The following is a 17,147-nucleotide window of genomic DNA, read 5'->3' on the forward strand; positions in this document are numbered from 1 at the left end:
CGTTATGTTGTCTATTATTGACGCAGCGTTGTCTCGCTCGCGCACGATGTTGACGCTATTGGTCTTGATCCTGATTGCAGGCACGCTGACCTATATCACGATTCCCAAAGAGTCGAGCCCAGACATTACTATCCCGATTATCTATGTCTCTGTTGGGCATCAAGGCATCTCGCCAGGTGATGCCGAACGCCTACTGGTTCGCCCTATAGAGCAAGAGTTACGCTCAATTGAAGGGGTCAAAGAGATGACCTCAACGGCGGCAGAAGGACACGCTTCTGTGATGCTTGAGTTCAGTGTGGGCGTCGACCTTGCCAAGGCGATGGCAGATGTACGTGATGCTGTCGACCAAGCGAAACCCAAACTACCGTCTGACAGTGATGAGCCGACGGTGAATGAAGTGACCTTGGCGTCAGAAGAGCCAGTGTTATCCGTAGTTCTCTATGGCACTGTGCCTGAACGCACCATTGTCCAGATTGCACGGCAGCTTAGAGACAAGCTGGAGAGCTATCGTCAAATTCTAGAGGTCGATATTGCCGGTGATCGTGAAGACATTGTTGAGATCATTGTCGATCCTCTTTTGATGGAAAGCTACGGATTGGATCAGGGGGATATCTATAACCTGATCGCACTGAACAACCGTGTGGTGGCGGCAGGGTTTGTCGATACCGGGTATGGCCGCTTTTCTGTAAAAGTCCCATCGGTGTTCTCCTCGCTTAAAGATGTGCTAGAGCTACCGGTGAAAGTTGATGGCAAGCAGGTGATTACCTTCGGTGATGTCGCAACGGTGCGCCGTGCGTTTCGAGACCCTGAGTCTTTCGCACGAATGGATGGTAAGTCAGCGGTTGTTATTGATATTAAAAAACGCGCGGGTGAAAACATCATTGAAACCGTTGAGTTAGTTAAGGCTGTAATGGCGGGGGCACAACAGCGAGAAGATTGGCCGAGTAACCTTTTGGTTAAGTACACAGGCGACCAATCTGAAGATGTTGAAATGATGCTCAATGATCTACAAAACAACATCTTATCTGCCGTAATCTTAGTGGTGATTGTAATTATCGCCATCTTAGGTGTCAGAACCGCACTGTTGGTGGGGATCTCGATACCGGGCTCTTTCTTAACTGGACTGTTGGTGTTATCGGTGTTTGGGCTCACCGTCAATATTATCGTGTTGTTCGCTTTGATCATGGCTGTCGGTATGCTGGTGGATGGTGCGATAGTGGTGACAGAGTTTGCTGACCGACGCATGCAAGAGGGCACGCCAAGAAAGCAAGCTTATCGCGATGCTGCAAGGCGCATGGCTTGGCCGATTACTGCTTCAACCGCAACAACCCTCGCCGCATTTGCGCCATTATTGTTTTGGCCAGATGTGACTGGCGAGTTTATGAAGTATTTGCCCTTAACGCTGATTGCGACACTGACGGCTTCCTTGATTATGGCCATGCTGTTTGTGCCTGTATTAGGCGGCTTAATAGGTAAGCCGCAGCAGGTCAGTGAGGCGAATCGAGAGAAAATGGTGGCGCTGCACGAGGGCGACTTCTCGAAAGCAACGGGCATCACCAAGCTTTATTACCATACGCTCGCCGTAGCGATTCATCATCCACTTAAAATTCTGTTGGCTGCGATATTAATGGCCGTGGGCGTTGGCTTTGCTTACAACAAAGCAGGGCTTGGGGCAGAGTTCTTTCCAGAGGTTGACCCGCCATTTTTCACGGTAAAAGTGCGCTCCTATGGCGATCTGTCGATTTACGAGAAAGACAGCATCATGACAGACATTGAACAAGTGGTATTAGGTCATGATGAGTTTGAGAGTGTGTACACACGCACGGGTGGCGATGATGAGATTGGTCAAATACAGATAACCCCTGTTGATTGGCAATATCGCCGCTCAGTGAAAGCGATTATTGAAGAGCTTGAGGAAACGACGGCCAACTTCTCTGGGGTAGAAATCGAGTTTAAGTTCCCTGATGCCGGCCCGCCAGTCGAGCATGATTTGGTCATTGAGATGACATCAAATGATAACTCAGTGTTAGATGGAGCCGCAAAACAGGTACGTGCATGGGCTGATGGCTATAACGCGTTCACCAATATCAGTGATACCTCGAGTAAGCCGGGTATTGACTGGCAGATAGATATTCAGCGTGACGATGCTGCGCGTTTTGCTGCTGATGCGACATTAGTGGGTAACACCGTGCAGTTTGTTACCAATGGTCTAAAGATTGGTGAGTACTTACCTGACGATGCAGATGAAGAAGTGGATATCTTGGTTCGCTACCCTGAAGAGAAGCGAGATATCGGCCGTTTTGATGAGCTGCGAGTCAAAACGCCAGCGGGTTTAGTACCGATCACCAACTTTGCTCAGATTACACCAGACCACAAGCAGGATACGATTACACGTATTGACGGTGAACGGGTGATTAACGTTCAAGCGGATATGCGTGAAGGGTTTAACCTCGCCCTAGAACTACCAAAGATTCAGAAGGCGATCGCACAGTTGCCGCTACCGGAGGGCGTAGAGTTTAAAATACGTGGTCAGAATGAAGAGCAAGAGAACTCATCTGCTTTCTTGCAGTCCGCCTTTATTGTCGCTTTGGCGGTAATGGCATTGATATTGATTACTCAGTTCAATAGCTTCTATCAAGCCTTCTTGATATTGAGTGCGGTGCTGTTCTCGACCGTGGGCGTGTTTGCGGGTCTGCTGATTTTCCAAAAGCCGTTTGGCATCATCATGTCGGGGATTGGGGTCATTGCGCTGGCCGGGATTGTGGTGAACAACAATATCGTGTTGATTGACACCTATAACCAACTCCTCAAGCGAGGTTTAGATAAACACGAAGCGATACTCCGTACGGGCGTACAGCGTCTACGTCCTGTTCTGCTAACAACCGTGACCACAATTCTTGGCCTGTTACCTATGGTATTGGAGATGAATATCGACTTGATGAACCAGAAGATTGAGTTTGGTGCGCCAAGCACGCAGTGGTGGTCACAGCTTGCCACTGCGGTAGCTGGTGGACTGGCTTTTGCAACAGTATTAACCCTCGTGCTCACGCCTTGTCTACTAATGATAGGGCGCAAGCACAAAAGTGATTAACAATTAATTGGTGTAAAGCAGGTCGCTATAGCGCTCTAGCTTCGCCAGCTTGTTTTCTGCGTTGGCAATAAAGGTGGTTTTCGCACCGCCTGATAATGACTTAGATTGTGGCAGTTTGACGGTGCGGGGGTTCTTATGGACCCCATTGACCAAAAATTCGTAGTGTAGGTGTGGGCCAGTCACTCGGCCCGTGCCACCGAGCGTACCAATTGTCTGCCCTTGTTTAACGCGCTGTCCGGTTTTGACTTTACGTTTCTGTAGGTGCAGATATTTGGTCATGTACGTATTGCTGTGACGAATAAAAACGTAGTTGCCGTTGAACTTGTTATAGCCGGACTTCTCCACCACGCCATCGCCCGCAGCCCAAATAGGGGTGCCAACCGGTGCTGCATAGTCAGTGCCTCGGTGCGCTCGCACTTTCCCAGTAACTGGGTGGCGACGAGTAGGGTTGAAGTTAGAGGTGACTCGGCGGAAATCGAGTGGTGAGCGCAAGAAGGCTTTTTTCATCGCACGACCATTTTGGTCAAAGTAGTTTCCAGTTTTGTCGTCGAGGATTGCGGTAAAGGTGTCACCTTGGTTCTTGAAGGTTGCCGCGATGATTTTACCACGAGCAATTACTTCGCCCTCCACGACCTGCTCTTGATAGAGCAATTGGAAATGGTCGTCTTTACGAATGTCGAGAGCAAAGTCGATATCCCAACCGAAAATACCTGCAAGCTCCATGATTTGATTCGCGGTTAAGCCAGCAGAGCGCCCAGCATTCCAAAAGTTTGATGAGATGCTCGCCTCGGCATAGTTGTATTGATAGGCCACTTTCTTTTTGGCCAATTGTGATTGAAAACCCTGTGCCGTTTTAGTAACGACAAATGTCTCAAAAGCACTTTGTGGCCTGCGCAGTTCAATCAGCTCTCCCTCTACGTCGAAACCAAACTCCAACACATCACCCGGTTTTAGCCTTGATAGCTGGTTTTCAATCTCTTTATTGGTGGATGTGAGTTGATAGAGTTGGCGGGAAGAGAGTCCAAGTCGCTGAAATAGAATAGCGGCACTTTCACCGTTGCCGACGGTATGGCTTTTCCAATTGAGGCCAACACTGTCTGGTAATGTCAGTTCTGGTGACAGTAGGCGAGGCTCAACCGTGAGAGCGTAAGGTTTCCCAATCTCATAGTTGTTACTTTCATCGATGAGTGTATGCGGCTCAGGAAGAAAGAACAGCGCAAAGGTGATTAGCGCTGACGATAAGCCAATAAGAAGACGATGTAGCCATGGTAGGCGTTTGAAAATAGACAACATAATACGCGTGATTGCTGGTCGTTGAGTTTTTTTGTTGTAACAACAGTCTAACTGGTTTCAAAAGTTGGTGCTATTCAAGTACACTGTCAGATTATTAAATTTTGCCAAATCTGTGGGAGTGAACAAGAATGGCGAGCATTGAAGCTGCACTAGCCGAGATTAAGCGCGGTGTTGACGAACTGATTCCTGAAGAAGAACTGATCGCAAAACTGAAAGAGGGTCGTCCTCTTCGCATCAAACTGGGTGCCGATCCTACGGCGCCGGATATCCACCTAGGCCACACAGTTATCTTGAACAAGCTACGTGCTTTCCAAGAACTGGGTCATGATGTGACGTTCCTAATTGGTGACTTCACAGGCATGGTAGGGGATCCAACAGGTAAAAACACAACTCGTCCACCACTAACTCGTGAAGACGTGCTGCGTAACGCTGAAACGTATAAAGAGCAGGTATTTAAGATCCTTGATCCTGCCAAGACTAAGATTCAATTTAACTCAGAGTGGTTATCTGAACTTGGTGCAGAAGGCATGATTCGTCTTGCAGCAAGCCAAACTGTGGCTCGTATGCTTGAGCGTGATGACTTTAAGAAGCGTTACGGCAACAACCAACCTATCGCTATCCATGAGTTTATGTACCCACTCCTACAAGGTTATGACTCAGTAGCAATGGAAACCGACGTTGAGTTGGGCGGTACTGACCAGAAGTTCAACCTGTTGATGGGTCGTGAATTGCAAAAAGCCAACGGTCAAAAACCACAGGTTGTATTGACGATGCCACTTCTTGTTGGCCTTGATGGCGTGAAGAAGATGTCGAAGTCGGCACACAACTACATTGGTGTCAGCGAAGCACCGAGCGAAATGTTCGGTAAAATCATGTCGATCTCTGATGACCTAATGTGGAGCTACTACGAGCTACTGTCATTCCGTCCTCTTGAACAAATTGCAGAGTTTAAAGCGGGCGTTGAAGCGGGTAAAAACCCTCGTGACGTGAAAGTGCTACTAGCGAAAGAGATCATCGCACGCTTCCATTCAGAAGCAGATGCAGATGCAGCTGAGCAAGAGTTTGTGAACCGTTTTGCAAAAAACCAGATTCCAGATGAAATGCCGGAGTTCGATTTCGATGCTGGCCTACCAATGAGCAACATCCTGAAAGGGGCGGGCCTATGTGCTTCAACCTCAGAAGCGATGCGCATGGTCAAGCAGGGCGCTGCGAAAATTGACGGTGAGAAAGTTGCTGATGCGAAATTCGCACCGGAAGCTGGCACCTACGTAATCCAAGTCGGTAAGCGTAAATTTGCTCGTATTACTATTAAGTAATGCAGTAAATAGAGCTTAACGGCTGAATTATCAATGAGTGGGTCAAGATGGAAACATTTTGACCCACTTTTTTTGTGACCTGTAACTGGTTTGTCATATAAATTCACGGCGTCAATTGATATACTCCCGCCCGCTGCAATCGTTGCAGTAATTTTGGAGATAACTATGAACAATACCGACCATCCTCCTAGTATGAAGGGAGAAAGATAACCCGCTTCGGTATTGGCGATCTCTGTCTCTACCATTGTGGTAGAGAACTCACTTTTGTAAGACATTTTCTAAAAGTCCCTCTCTTATTTTTCTCCTGTTTATCTAGTTAAAGATATTCGCTTTGTCACGTTTAGCGTTTGGCTATGTGGCATAAAGGCGCGTTTGTCTTTGATGGTCGTTACCTGTTGCCAATCGGGAGATTCGCCATGACGGTAATGAGCAATACTACTTTGGAGCAAGCGCCACGTTATTCTCGTGAAGAGATCGGGGCGGCAAGGAATGCCTTTTTACAGTACAACCAAGAGAAACAGGTTGAACTGCTGACTGTAATGCCTATGGAAGAAGCGGTGGCTATTTTGCACTACTGCTCGTTAGGCCATGTACAAGATTTAATTAATCAACTAGATATCGATGGATATGACAAACTGGCGCGTCACTTTGCGCACCATTTGGGATTAATCCACTCTGAAGTTGAACCAGCAAACAGCTACCTATCAACCTCGGTGTTTGGCCACTTCAAGCAGCGTATCGGCTGGATTGTGGCGTTAGCACTGCTGGGTATCGTATCGGGCTTGATCATTGCTCAATATGAAGACACGTTAAGTCAGCTGGTGCTACTCGCTATCTATATGCCAGTGATTGCGGCTGCGGGGGGTAACACCGGTACGCAGGCGGCGACCTTGGTGATCAGGGCGCTGGCAACCGGCGAGCTGAAAAAGCGTCAGTGGGTCGATGTGTTGTGGAAAGAGAGTCGCGTTGCAATCTGTATTGCCGCAGTGATCGCGCTGGTGATCGTTGGGCGTATTCTTGTGTTCAGTGACAGTAGCTCAACAGGGGGCTTTGATCTGAATACTATCGCTCTAGCGATTGCGGTAGCGCTGTTTATTCAGGTAACGATCTCGACCATCTTAGGTGGTTTACTGCCGATTCTTGCTCGTGCGTTTAAGCTTGATCCGGCAGTGCTAGTCAGCCCAGTATTGGCTTCGATCGTCGATATTTCAGGGATGTGGATCTACTTTACAGTGGTCAATCACTTCTTAGGTATTGCCTGAGAAAATTCGACTATCTGTTGATAGAACTGAGTTTCAAATTGCGTAATAGGCGCGACAGTCGGTTGGCTGTCGCGCTTTTTATTAGGATAATAATCAGCGACAAATTGGACAAACAGGGTTTGTGGTTTGCCTTGGGCATCTAAGCCATAACCCGCCATATTGTAAGAGCCGTACACCGAGCCACTCTTCGCAATAATATTGCCTTTCACCGGTGATTTGCGCATGCTGCGACGATATTGCAATGTGCCTGATTCACCCGCTGTAGGCATAATATCGATCAACCCAAGTTGATTTTCATTCTCCCACACATAGCGCAAGACTTGGCTCATACTGTGATTAGTCATACGGTTATTGCGTGATAACCCTGAGCCATCGGCGAATTGCGCGCGACTCAAATCGATTCCCGTGTTAGCAAAGATAATCTGCTTAATTGCTGCAGTGCCATTGGCGAAGCTGCCCGGTTGCAGATAGAAATGGTGGCCGAGTGTTTTGGTGAGATTATCAGCAATCAAGTTATTGGATGACTTGAGCATCTTCTCAAGCATCTCATCTAGGCTCGGGGATTGATGAGTCGCCAGCAGTTTTAATTTGCCGCTATTGGGTTTTGCGCCGACTCGGACTTGGCCATCAAAACGAATACCCTGCTGGGTGAGTAGGCGTTGAATCACGCGTGAGACATATAAAGAAGTATCTTGCACCGCAAAGCGCAGTGGTAAAGGTTTTTCACGCGCTAACAAACAACCATCGATCACGAAGTGATTATCATCGCCTGTCGTGAGCTCAAGGGTGCACTGCGAACTCTCTTTTTCTACTTTAGTGACGGTTCTTGCACGGGTCTCAACATAGATAGGCTGATGCTCAGGTACGTAAACACGCGTTGAGCCATTGTTGTTGGTATAGATAGAGGCCTGAACACAGTTTTTGTCTATGCTAATCGCGCTTGAAGGGGCGCTATAGCACACGCCAAGATTATCCCAAGGCCAACCGACGGCGCGCTCATAGCCACTAAACACGCTGTTATCTAACCAAATATCCCCTTTGATTTCGCTAATACCATCGGCCTTGATCTGTTTGAACATCGCCGAGAGGTGTTGGTTTTTCAGTAGCGGATCGCCACTAAATTTGATAACCCAGTCTTTGTTGCTTTGGTTTATCTGAGTCTCGAAGCGGAAAGTTTCAGGCAGTTCCAGTTTCGCTGCCAGAGCAGTTACGACTTTAAGTGTGCTAGCTGGGGGAAATAGTTGTTCGGTATCGCCATAGCTTTGCACCGACTGGTTGGTGGTGAGGCTTTCTACTTGAGTGGAGACACGGCTGCCAGAGGGCAGAGCTTCAACGGGTGGAAGAGCATGGGTAAGCGGAGATATAAATGATGCCGCTGATAGAATGCTAAGAATTGTGCAGCGAGTAGTAAATCGCATTTGGGCCATATCGTTCTTCCATGAGCAAAATTATTGATGCCCGTTTATCATAGCGTGTTTTGTCATGCGGTGTGAGATTGCATATAAAAAAGAAGCTAGACCGTAGCCTAGCTTCATCAATGCGTTAGGTTAAACTAGCTCTTAGAAAGAGTATTTTAGACCTAAACGTAGTGTGTCTTCTGCATCAACAGCGTATGGCGAGTCTTTATCGATGTTGTTGATAAGGTATGCAACGTACGCGTTAAGGTTTTTGTTGAACGCGTAATCACCGGTGATTTCAAAGAAGTCACTCTTGTCTTCTTTTTTGCCGTTCACTTTTTGGTCGGTAAGCTGGTAGGCACCCATGATAGAGAAGCCATTACCAAAGCCGTACACAGCAGAAAGTTCGACACCATTGAAGTCAGAACCATCTTTATCATCTACTTCACCTGTAGTGTAAGTACCTGCAAGGTATAGAGACTCATACGTATAGTTTACACCAGCAATGATTGCATCACCTGAACCATTACCTTCGCCGTTATCACCAGCAGAGTAACCAAGACCAAGACCAAGACCCATTGGTAAGTTATAAATAGCAGAGATACCGTAGCCGTTAGTGTCTTTTTCTTCACCTAGGATAGCACTCGCTTTTACAGTTAGTGCATCGAAGTCACCAGAGTAAACAATAGAGTTCTTTTGTTGCTCATCTGAAGCACCGATAAATGTCTTCTGAGCACCTGTAAAGGTTGTTACGTCAGACATTTGTGAGATTTGCACAGCAGCAGTATCTTGGCGACCAAATGAGATTGCGCCGAAGTCACCTTTAAGGCCTGCAAATAGGTAACGTTGTTTGAATTCGTTATCGCTTGTTGTCTGCTCTGCTTCATAGAAGCCAAAGCCTGATAGGCCATTAGCGATTTGAGTTTCACCGCCAACGTTTAGACGGAAGCGACTATTGTCTGCCATAGTACCGTCAATTTCTTCACCGCCGTTGCCAATAAAGTCACCACGGAATTCCGCGCGACCGCCGATGTTTAGTTCAGTGCCTTCGCTGCTGTATACGTTAGCTGCGTTAGCGCCAGTAGCCACTGCTGCAGCCGAAACTGCTAGAGTAATCAGAGTTTTGTTCATCTTATAAGTCCTAATTTACTGTCCATAAATCATGTAATTATTGTGCGAAGGGTCACCCTTCGCAGGGGTAAGCATGGTTGCATACCCATCTCCATTCAAGCGAGTTATGTCAGAATTGTGTCAAATTCATTGCATAAATATGAAAACGCCGTTTGGAGACCTATTTGTACACTGTTCAATAGTAAAATCGCTAGTAAAATGATATAAATTTCAGTTTTGAACGCTGTTTTATTTATTGTAAAAAAAGCTCAAGTTACTGTTAAATATGACTTTATGCCTGAAAAGTAAAAAGGAGCTAAAACGTGACCACAAAGTTCTGATTTAGTTTCATTTTGTGTGTTTTGATGCATATTGCTGGGCGTGGTTTTTTTGCATGGAATCAAGATCACATCGCATAGATAGCAAATCACCTCGCGAGTTTGATCAATTTAGGTGATTTACGGCGAGAGTTTGTTTACACTCATTCCATCAACCAAATTCAACACACAACCTAGTTATACCGCTGGGGGGTGTTTTTTTGTCCAAAGACAGCTTTGGCTTAGGGGTAATTACAATGGAAAAGGTTCCAATGACTGTTCGCGGTGCAGATTTGCTGCGCCAAGAGCTTGATCGTCTACTTAAACTTCGCCCACAGATCTCTGAAGCAATTGCAGAGGCACGCGAGCTAGGTGACCTGAAAGAGAATGCAGAATACCACGCGGCTCGTGAAGAGCAGGGAATCTGTGAAGCACAAATCCGTGATATCGAATACAAGCTTTCAGTTGCGCAGATCATTGATGTGACGCAAATGGATAACACGGGTAAAGTTATCTTCGGCTCAACGGTCACGCTTATTGACGTTGATACTGAAGAAGAGAAAACATACCAAATCGTTGGTGATGATGAAGCGGACATTAAAGCAGGCCGCATTTCTGTCAGCTCACCAATCGCACGTGGTCTAATCGGTAAGATGGAAGGCGACGAAGTGATGATCACCACACCAGGTGGTGCTAAAGATTTTGAAATCGACAGCGTAGAGTATCTATAAACTGTTCGATTGTGCCGAGTAATGGCTACAAAAAAAGGTCGCAGCTGCGACCTTTTTTATTCGATATCTACACAGAATAAGTCGATACAGAGTATGAGTTACTTGCGTGGAATTTCGATTTTGCGCTCTTCAGTTTGACGGTACAGAACTAGCGTCTTACCGATCGTTTGTACTTTTTCAGCACCAGTTTCACGCACGATAGCGTCAATGATTAGGTTTTTCGTTTCACGGTCTTCCGATGCAACTTTTACCTTAATCAGCTCGTGGTGATTTAGAGCGATTTCAATTTCCGCTAGAACAGCCTCTGTCAGTCCATTTGCGCCAAGTAGCACTACTGGTTTTAGAGAGTGTGCTAGGCCTTTTAGATGCTGCTTTTGTTTTGTGCTTAGGTTCATTACGCGGCCAATTTTCTTTACTATAAGGGTTGAAAACACCTATTTTACCGCCATCTATGGTGGAAGACTATAATTTATTAAGCAATATCCCCCTCATAGTGGAAGCGTCAGCGAAAATTATTTTCATTTTTTCCCAATAATCACAGAGTTAGCCTATGCTACTTAAGTGAGGAGGAGAAATGACCTATCGCGGCGTTTCGATTTATTTGGGAGATAGGTTAGGCCTATTAAAGCAATAGCTCCTATTTGTGGCTTATTGGGATTAGAATGAGTAAACAAAAACATTCGGCCAGTTCTGGTCGTTGGTTGAAGGAACACTTCGACGACAAGTATGCAAATGAAGCGAGAAAAAAGGGTTACCGTTCTCGTGCCTACTTCAAGATGGAAGAGATCCAAACAAAAGATAAACTGCTAAAACCAGGTATGACAGTTGTCGACCTTGGTGCGGCACCCGGAGGTTGGTCACAATACGCGGCAAAAATTCTCGGCGAGCAAGGGCAAGTGATTGCTTGTGATTTGTTACCGATGGATCCGATTGCTGGGGTGAGCTTCCTACAAGGCGATTTCCGTGATGATGCGGTACTAGAAGCGTTACTCGAAAGAATCCAACCTTCTATGGTTGACGTAGTAATGTCTGATATGGCGCCAAATATTGCGGGTAATAACTCGGTAGACCAACCACGCGCTATGTATTTGGTAGAGCTGGCACTGGATATGTGTCGACAAGTTCTAGCGACTAATGGTAGCTTTGTGGTTAAAGTCTTCCAAGGCGAAGGGTTTGATCAATACGTCAAGGATGTACGTGAAATGTTCACCACCGTTAAAGTGAGAAAACCTGACTCTTCTCGAGCACGTTCTCGTGAAGTCTTTATCGTAGCCACTGGTTACAAAGGTTAACTATTTTGCTGCATTCAGCAAAAGTTAACAGTATAGCTACAGCCAATAAACTGTAGTACCCTACCTTTAATTACAATTAGTTATCGAGAGGCTGACACCTTGAGTGACATGGCAAAAAATTTAATTCTGTGGCTAGTCATCGCTGTTGTTTTAATGTCAGTATTCCAGAGCTTTGGCCCTGGGGAAAGTAGTGGCAGAACAGTGGATTACACCACGTTTGTACAGGAAGTTGGCCAAGGCCAGATTCAAGAAGCGACCTTCAAAGATAGTGAAATCACTTTCACTCGCAGAGGTGGCGGCTCCCGTTTCGTAACCTACATGCCGGTCTACGACCAAAAAGTCTTAGACGATTTGATTAACCAGAACGTTAAAGTTCAAGGTACACCACCGGAAGAGCAGAGCCTACTAGGTTCAATCTTCATCTCGTGGTTCCCGATGATCTTGCTGATTGGTGTATGGATTTTCTTCATGCGTCAGATGCAAGGTGGCGGCGGCAAGGGCGCGATGTCCTTCGGTAAGAGCAAAGCGCGTATGATGAGTGAAGAGCAAATCAAAACGCTTTTCTCTGACGTAGCTGGCTGTGACGAAGCAAAAGAAGACGTGAAAGAGTTGGTGGATTACCTACGTGATCCAAGCCGATTCCAAAAGCTAGGCGGTAAAATCCCAACAGGTGTGCTGCTAGTCGGTCCTCCTGGTACAGGTAAGACGCTGCTTGCAAAAGCGATTGCTGGTGAAGCGAAAGTACCGTTCTTTACTATTTCAGGCTCTGACTTCGTAGAAATGTTTGTCGGTGTGGGCGCATCGCGTGTTCGTGACATGTTCGAGCAAGCGAAGAAAGCCGCTCCGTGTATCATCTTTATCGATGAAATCGATGCCGTAGGTCGCCAACGTGGCGCGGGTGTTGGTGGTGGTCACGATGAGCGTGAGCAAACACTGAACCAAATGCTGGTTGAAATGGATGGTTTTGAAGGTAACGAAGGTATCATCGTTATTGCAGCAACTAACCGTCCTGACGTTCTTGACCCTGCACTTCTTCGTCCTGGTCGTTTTGACCGTCAAGTTGTGGTTGGTCTACCAGACGTTCGTGGTCGTGAGCAGATCCTTAAAGTACACATGCGTAAAGTGCCGCTAGCGGGTGATGTTGAACCATCACTGATTGCACGTGGTACACCAGGCTTCTCTGGTGCAGACTTAGCTAACCTTGTTAACGAAGCTGCTCTATTTGCTGCTCGCGGTAACAAGCGTAATGTGTCTATGGTCGAGTTTGAACTGGCAAAAGACAAAATCATGATGGGTGCAGAGCGCCGCTCAATGGTGATGTCGGAAGATACGAAAGAGTCAACGGCATACCACGAAGCGGGTCACGCGATTGTGGGTCGTTTAGTGCCAGAGCACGATCCGGTGTACAAGGTGTCTATCATTCCACGTGGCCGTGCATTGGGTGTCACTATGTACCTACCTGAGCAAGACCGCGTAAGTATGTCTCGCCAGCACCTAGAGTCAATGATCTCTAGCTTGTACGGTGGTCGTCTAGCGGAAGAGCTAATCTACGGTGCTGACAAGGTATCGACGGGTGCATCGAACGACATCGAACGTGCAACTGATATCGCACGTAAGATGGTGACTCAATGGGGCTTCTCTGAAAAACTTGGTCCACTGCTATACGCAGAGGAAGAAGGTGAGGTGTTCCTTGGTCGTAGCGTAACTCAGACTAAACACATGTCTGACGACACCGCGAAACTGATTGACAACGAAGTTCGTCAAATCATCGACCGCAACTATGAGCGTGCTAAAAAGATCCTTGAAGAGAACATGGATATCATGCATTCAATGAAAGATGCATTGATGAAATACGAAACCATTGATGCGGGTCAGATTGACGACCTAATGGAACGTAAAGACGATATCCGTGAGCCAGCAGGTTGGGGCGATCAAGTTAAAGCAGCGCCTGAAGCAAAACCTCAAGAAGCGAAAGCGAAAGCGAAAGCGGAAGAGAAGAAGCAAGAAGCTGACGCTGACGCTGATGCAGAGTCTAAACCTAAGTCTCAAGAACCATCAAAAGAGCCTTCGAGCGACCAAGATGGTGAATAAGCCTCTCTCAGGTTAATCTATCTAATAAACCCCGAACTTGTTCGGGGTTTTTGTCTATTTAGTGATTATGTTTATCCATTCTAAAAACAAGCAGTTAGACCTATCTACACCACGCGTGATGGGCATCCTCAACGTCACCCCAGACTCTTTCTCTGATGGTGGTCAATTCAACTCTTTAGATGCCGCCTTAACTCAAGCACAGTCGATGATTGATGTGGGCGTCAGCATTATTGATATCGGTGGTGAATCAACCCGCCCAGGCGCGCCAGAGGTCTCGTTGCAAGATGAACTGCAACGTGTGATTCCGGCGATTGAAGCGATTCGTGAACGCTTTCCTGACGTCTGGATCTCGATTGATACTAGCAAAGCAGAAGTCATGAAGCAGGCATTAGACAGTGGCGCAGACTTGATTAATGACGTGCGTGCACTGCAAGAGCCAGGGGCACTAGAGATAGCCGCTGAATATCAGGTACCAGTGTGTCTGATGCACATGCAGGGACAACCAAGAACGATGCAACACGCGCCTCAATATGATGACCTACTTGATGATGTGCAGGCGTTTCTCAATGAGCGAGTTGCGGCCTGTGAAGCCGTTGGGCTGACGAAAGATAAGCTTATCTTGGACCCAGGCTTTGGCTTTGGAAAAACGCTAGAGCATAATTATCAGCTTCTAGCGCAACTGGATAAATTTCATCAACTTGGTTTACCTATATTGGCGGGGATGTCGCGTAAGTCGATGATTTTCAAATTATTGGATAAGACCCCGGCAGAGAGTGTGAACGGTAGCGTGGTTTGTGCCACAATAGCCGCCATGAAAGGTGCACAGATTATTCGAGTGCACGATGTGAATGAAACCATAGAGGCAATGAAGATTGTCGCTATGTTAGAGCAAAATGCGAACTAAACGCGTATCGTTTAGTCGTAACAACAGATAAAAACAACGAAGGTTTATACATATGTCTAATTCAAGACGTTATTTCGGTACAGATGGTGTGCGTGGCAAAGTGGGGCAATACCCTATCACCCCTGATTTTGTACTCAAGCTTGGCTGGGCAGCAGGTCGTGTACTTGCTAAACAAGGCACGAAAAAAGTCATTATTGGTAAAGATACCCGTATCTCTGGCTACATGTTGGAATCGGCACTAGAAGCAGGTCTTGCTGCTGCTGGCTTGAAGGCAACCTTTACTGGCCCTATGCCAACACCGGCAGTGGCTTATTTGACTCAAACTTTCCGTGCAGAAGCAGGGATTGTGATTTCTGCCTCGCATAACCCATACTACGATAATGGTATCAAGTTCTTCTCAGCGGAAGGTACGAAACTGCCTGATGATGTTGAGCTCGCCATCGAAGCAGAACTCGATAAAGAGATCGAATGTGTTGAATCGTCTCTGTTAGGTAAAGCAACACGCCTTAATGATGCAGCAGGTCGTTACATTGAGTTTTGTAAGAGTACCTTCCCTTCAGATCTTAGTCTGAAAGCGCTGAAAATCGTCGTCGATTGCGCTCATGGCGCAACCTACCATATTGCCCCGGCAGTATTTTCAGAGCTGGGCGCTGAAGTGATTGCGATGGGTGTTGAGCCAAATGGCACCAATATCAACCACGAAGTGGGTGCGACGGATGTACGTGCGCTTCAGAAACGCGTGGTTGAAGAGCAAGCTCACCTAGGTTTGGCCTTTGATGGTGACGGTGACCGTATCATCATGGTTGATCATCTTGGTAATAAGGTCGACGGTGACCAAATCGCCTACATTATCGCTCGTGACGCTCTGCGCCGTGGTGAACTAAAAGGTGGTGTGGTTGGTACGCTAATGACCAACCTTGGTATGGAGAATGGCCTAAAACAGCTAGGCATCCCATTTGTTCGCGCCGCTGTAGGCGATCGCTACGTAATGGAGCAACTACTAGCGAAAGGCTGGAAGATTGGTGCAGAGAACTCGGGCCATGTTATCTTGTTAGATAAAGTGACGACGGGTGATGCTATTGTTGCTGCATTGCAAGTATTGGCCTCGGTTGTGGGCAGTGAAATGTCACTTAATGAACTGTCACAAGGTATGACGCTATACCCACAAGTGTTAGAGAACGTGCGCTTCTCGGGTGATTCAAACCCACTTGAAGCCGATGCGGTTGTGGCTGCGACTAAAGAAGTGGAAGCTGAGCTGGGCGACAAAGGTCGCGTATTGCTGCGTAAGTCAGGCACTGAGCCATTGATTCGAGTGATGGTAGAAGGTGAAGATGCCGCCCTCGTTCAAGCGAGTGCGACTAAGATCGCCGATGCAGTAAAAGCGAGCTTCTAAAACTGAGTGACTTAAGCCTTAGTCATTAAGCGTTTAATGATAATTTGCGGTGCACTTTTGCATAGATAAGAGTTGCGCCGTTGTTATTTTGAGCGCTTGGCTGTATTTTTGAGCGGTTGACGGTAATATCCCGCTTTTTTGTTAAATATCTCTTGTCAGAGAAAAAAGGTTCGGCTAGTATTGCCTCCGCCTTCGATGAGGAGGTCGCTTGATTGACGCTGACGTTCGATTCGAACACAAAGCGTATTTAGCTGAACAATTTAGACATAGGTGGAAAATATGTTTCAGGTTCTACTTGTGATTTATCTGTTGGCGGCGCTTGGTGTCATTGGCCTTGTGTTGATTCAACAAGGTAAAGGCGCAGATATGGGAGCTTCTTTTGGCTCTGGTGCTTCAAACACAGTGTTTGGTGCTTCAGGTTCAGGTAACTTCCTAACACGTATGACAGCACTTTGTGCGACAGTATTTTTCGTGATTAGCTTGGTTCTAGGCAATATGTCAACGCATAAGCCTGAATCAGATTGGGTTGACCCAACTCAAGGTCAAGTTATCCAACAAGCTGGTGACGCTGTGAGTGATATTCCTGCTGAAAGCGGTGATGAGATCCCACAATAAGAATTTGAGTTTTAATTAACTCTTTGCCGAGATGGTGAAATTGGTAGACACGCCAGCATGAGGTGCTGGTGCCTTTGGTGTGAGGGTTCGAGTCCCTCTCTCGGCACCATGTTTTACAAACTTGTAAAAAACAGGCTTGAGCGTATAATGCTCAGCTAGTCGGACGCGGGGTGGAGCAGCTTGGTAGCTCGTCGGGCTCATAACCCGAAGGTCGTCGGTTCAAATCCGGCCCCCGCAACCAATTCTTAAATGCTGTGTCAGCATTAAGATGTTGCAAGTTTGGCAGTGCGAGTCACTGCGGATTGAGTCATACTCAATCTATCAGGGTCCAGCAA

Annotated in this window: 13 protein-coding genes and 2 tRNA genes; 11 read left to right on the top strand and 4 right to left on the bottom strand. The window is 46.8% G+C overall.

The genetic code is table 11. The features are described 5' to 3' along the window. Positions 1–4 precede the first annotated feature (4 nt). Positions 5–3,091 (top strand): efflux RND transporter permease subunit, encoded by a 3,087-nt coding sequence (locus tag QWZ05_RS15615; protein ID WP_290299330.1) that lies wholly within the window; start codon positions 5–7, stop codon positions 3,089–3,091. 3 nt (positions 3,092–3,094) lie between these two features. On the opposite strand, the gene shyC is transcribed toward QWZ05_RS15615, so the two are convergent. Next, positions 3,095–4,384 carry a peptidoglycan DD-endopeptidase ShyC gene (gene shyC / locus QWZ05_RS15620; RefSeq protein WP_290299332.1) on the bottom strand — a complete coding sequence of 430 codons (1,290 nt, stop codon included), beginning with the start codon at positions 4,382–4,384 and terminating at the stop codon, positions 3,095–3,097. Positions 4,385–4,512: 128 nt separating this feature from the next. On the opposite strand from shyC, the gene tyrS reads away from it, so the two are divergent. Further along, a complete protein-coding gene (gene tyrS, locus QWZ05_RS15625) occupies positions 4,513–5,700 on the top strand; it encodes a tyrosine--tRNA ligase (RefSeq protein ID WP_264877958.1) in 1,188 nt (395 codons plus the stop codon). A 416-nt stretch (positions 5,701–6,116) separates the two neighbouring features. Beyond that, positions 6,117–6,962, top strand: a complete 846-nt coding sequence (locus QWZ05_RS15630) for a magnesium transporter (RefSeq protein ID WP_289962413.1) — start codon at positions 6,117–6,119, stop codon at positions 6,960–6,962. On the opposite strand, the gene dacB is transcribed toward QWZ05_RS15630, so the two are convergent. Continuing rightward, positions 6,941–8,380 (bottom strand): serine-type D-Ala-D-Ala carboxypeptidase, encoded by a 1,440-nt coding sequence (dacB, locus tag QWZ05_RS15635; RefSeq protein WP_264878221.1) that lies wholly within the window; start codon positions 8,378–8,380, stop codon positions 6,941–6,943. The two genes, QWZ05_RS15630 and dacB, sit on opposite strands and share 22 nt — an antisense overlap. Positions 8,381–8,521: 141 nt before the next feature. Next, on the bottom strand, positions 8,522–9,490 hold the full coding sequence (locus QWZ05_RS15640; protein ID WP_290299335.1) for a porin: 969 nt from the start codon (positions 9,488–9,490) through the stop codon (positions 8,522–8,524). Positions 9,491–10,043: 553 nt separating this feature from the next. On the opposite strand from QWZ05_RS15640, the gene greA reads away from it, so the two are divergent. Next, positions 10,044–10,517 carry a transcription elongation factor GreA gene (greA, locus tag QWZ05_RS15645; protein WP_264877960.1) on the top strand — a complete coding sequence of 158 codons (474 nt, stop codon included), beginning with the start codon at positions 10,044–10,046 and terminating at the stop codon, positions 10,515–10,517. A gap of 98 nt (positions 10,518–10,615) precedes the next feature. Here the strand turns inward: greA and yhbY are convergent, their stop codons facing one another. After that, the gene (gene yhbY / locus QWZ05_RS15650) at positions 10,616–10,912 is read right to left on the bottom strand and encodes a ribosome assembly RNA-binding protein YhbY (protein ID WP_264877961.1); all 297 of its coding nucleotides are present in this window, start codon (positions 10,910–10,912) and stop codon (positions 10,616–10,618) included. Between the two features lie 267 nt (positions 10,913–11,179). Here yhbY and rlmE point away from each other — a divergent pair, with 267 nt between their 5' ends. The 7 genes from rlmE (at position 11,180) to QWZ05_RS15685 (ending at position 17,053) form a co-directional block, all read left to right on the top strand. Beyond that, positions 11,180–11,809 (top strand): 23S rRNA (uridine(2552)-2'-O)-methyltransferase RlmE, encoded by a 630-nt coding sequence (gene rlmE / locus QWZ05_RS15655; protein WP_264877962.1) that lies wholly within the window; start codon positions 11,180–11,182, stop codon positions 11,807–11,809. 108 nt (positions 11,810–11,917) lie between these two features. After that, on the top strand, positions 11,918–13,900 hold the full coding sequence (ftsH, locus tag QWZ05_RS15660) for an ATP-dependent zinc metalloprotease FtsH (protein ID WP_290299338.1): 1,983 nt from the start codon (positions 11,918–11,920) through the stop codon (positions 13,898–13,900). Between the two features lie 67 nt (positions 13,901–13,967). After that, positions 13,968–14,804 carry a dihydropteroate synthase gene (folP, locus tag QWZ05_RS15665; RefSeq protein WP_290299341.1) on the top strand — a complete coding sequence of 279 codons (837 nt, stop codon included), beginning with the start codon at positions 13,968–13,970 and terminating at the stop codon, positions 14,802–14,804. A gap of 52 nt (positions 14,805–14,856) precedes the next feature. Then, positions 14,857–16,197 carry a phosphoglucosamine mutase gene (gene glmM / locus QWZ05_RS15670; protein WP_289960583.1) on the top strand — a complete coding sequence of 447 codons (1,341 nt, stop codon included), beginning with the start codon at positions 14,857–14,859 and terminating at the stop codon, positions 16,195–16,197. Positions 16,198–16,476: 279 nt separating this feature from the next. Continuing rightward, positions 16,477–16,812 carry a preprotein translocase subunit SecG gene (gene secG, locus QWZ05_RS15675; protein ID WP_290299344.1) on the top strand — a complete coding sequence of 112 codons (336 nt, stop codon included), beginning with the start codon at positions 16,477–16,479 and terminating at the stop codon, positions 16,810–16,812. A gap of 25 nt (positions 16,813–16,837) precedes the next feature. Continuing rightward, positions 16,838–16,921, top strand: a tRNA-Leu gene (locus QWZ05_RS15680). A 55-nt stretch (positions 16,922–16,976) separates the two neighbouring features. Next, positions 16,977–17,053: transfer RNA gene (locus QWZ05_RS15685), tRNA-Met, on the top strand. Positions 17,054–17,147 lie beyond the last annotated feature (94 nt).

Origin of the sequence: Vibrio agarivorans (assembly GCF_030409635.1) — a bacterium.
GTDB classification, from domain to species: domain Bacteria; phylum Pseudomonadota; class Gammaproteobacteria; order Enterobacterales; family Vibrionaceae; genus Vibrio; species Vibrio agarivorans.

What these genes read in the sequence shown, in the direction of transcription:
- QWZ05_RS15615 (WP_290299330.1), top strand. Translation starts at nt 5, where the DNA reads ATGTTGTCTATTATTGACGCAGCGTTGTCTCGCTCGCGCACGATGTTG.
- yhbY (WP_264877961.1), bottom strand. Translation starts at nt 10,912, where the DNA reads ATGAACCTAAGCACAAAACAAAAGCAGCATCTAAAAGGCCTAGCACAC.
- secG (WP_290299344.1), top strand. Translation starts at nt 16,477, where the DNA reads ATGTTTCAGGTTCTACTTGTGATTTATCTGTTGGCGGCGCTTGGTGTC.
- shyC (WP_290299332.1), bottom strand. Translation starts at nt 4,384, where the DNA reads ATGTTGTCTATTTTCAAACGCCTACCATGGCTACATCGTCTTCTTATT.
- ftsH (WP_290299338.1), top strand. Translation starts at nt 11,918, where the DNA reads ATGGCAAAAAATTTAATTCTGTGGCTAGTCATCGCTGTTGTTTTAATG.
- dacB (WP_264878221.1), bottom strand. Translation starts at nt 8,380, where the DNA reads ATGCGATTTACTACTCGCTGCACAATTCTTAGCATTCTATCAGCGGCA.
- rlmE (WP_264877962.1), top strand. Translation starts at nt 11,180, where the DNA reads ATGAGTAAACAAAAACATTCGGCCAGTTCTGGTCGTTGGTTGAAGGAA.
- greA (WP_264877960.1), top strand. Translation starts at nt 10,044, where the DNA reads ATGGAAAAGGTTCCAATGACTGTTCGCGGTGCAGATTTGCTGCGCCAA.
- tyrS (WP_264877958.1), top strand. Translation starts at nt 4,513, where the DNA reads ATGGCGAGCATTGAAGCTGCACTAGCCGAGATTAAGCGCGGTGTTGAC.
- glmM (WP_289960583.1), top strand. Translation starts at nt 14,857, where the DNA reads ATGTCTAATTCAAGACGTTATTTCGGTACAGATGGTGTGCGTGGCAAA.
- QWZ05_RS15640 (WP_290299335.1), bottom strand. Translation starts at nt 9,490, where the DNA reads ATGAACAAAACTCTGATTACTCTAGCAGTTTCGGCTGCAGCAGTGGCT.
- QWZ05_RS15630 (WP_289962413.1), top strand. Translation starts at nt 6,117, where the DNA reads ATGACGGTAATGAGCAATACTACTTTGGAGCAAGCGCCACGTTATTCT.
- folP (WP_290299341.1), top strand. Translation starts at nt 13,968, where the DNA reads ATGTTTATCCATTCTAAAAACAAGCAGTTAGACCTATCTACACCACGC.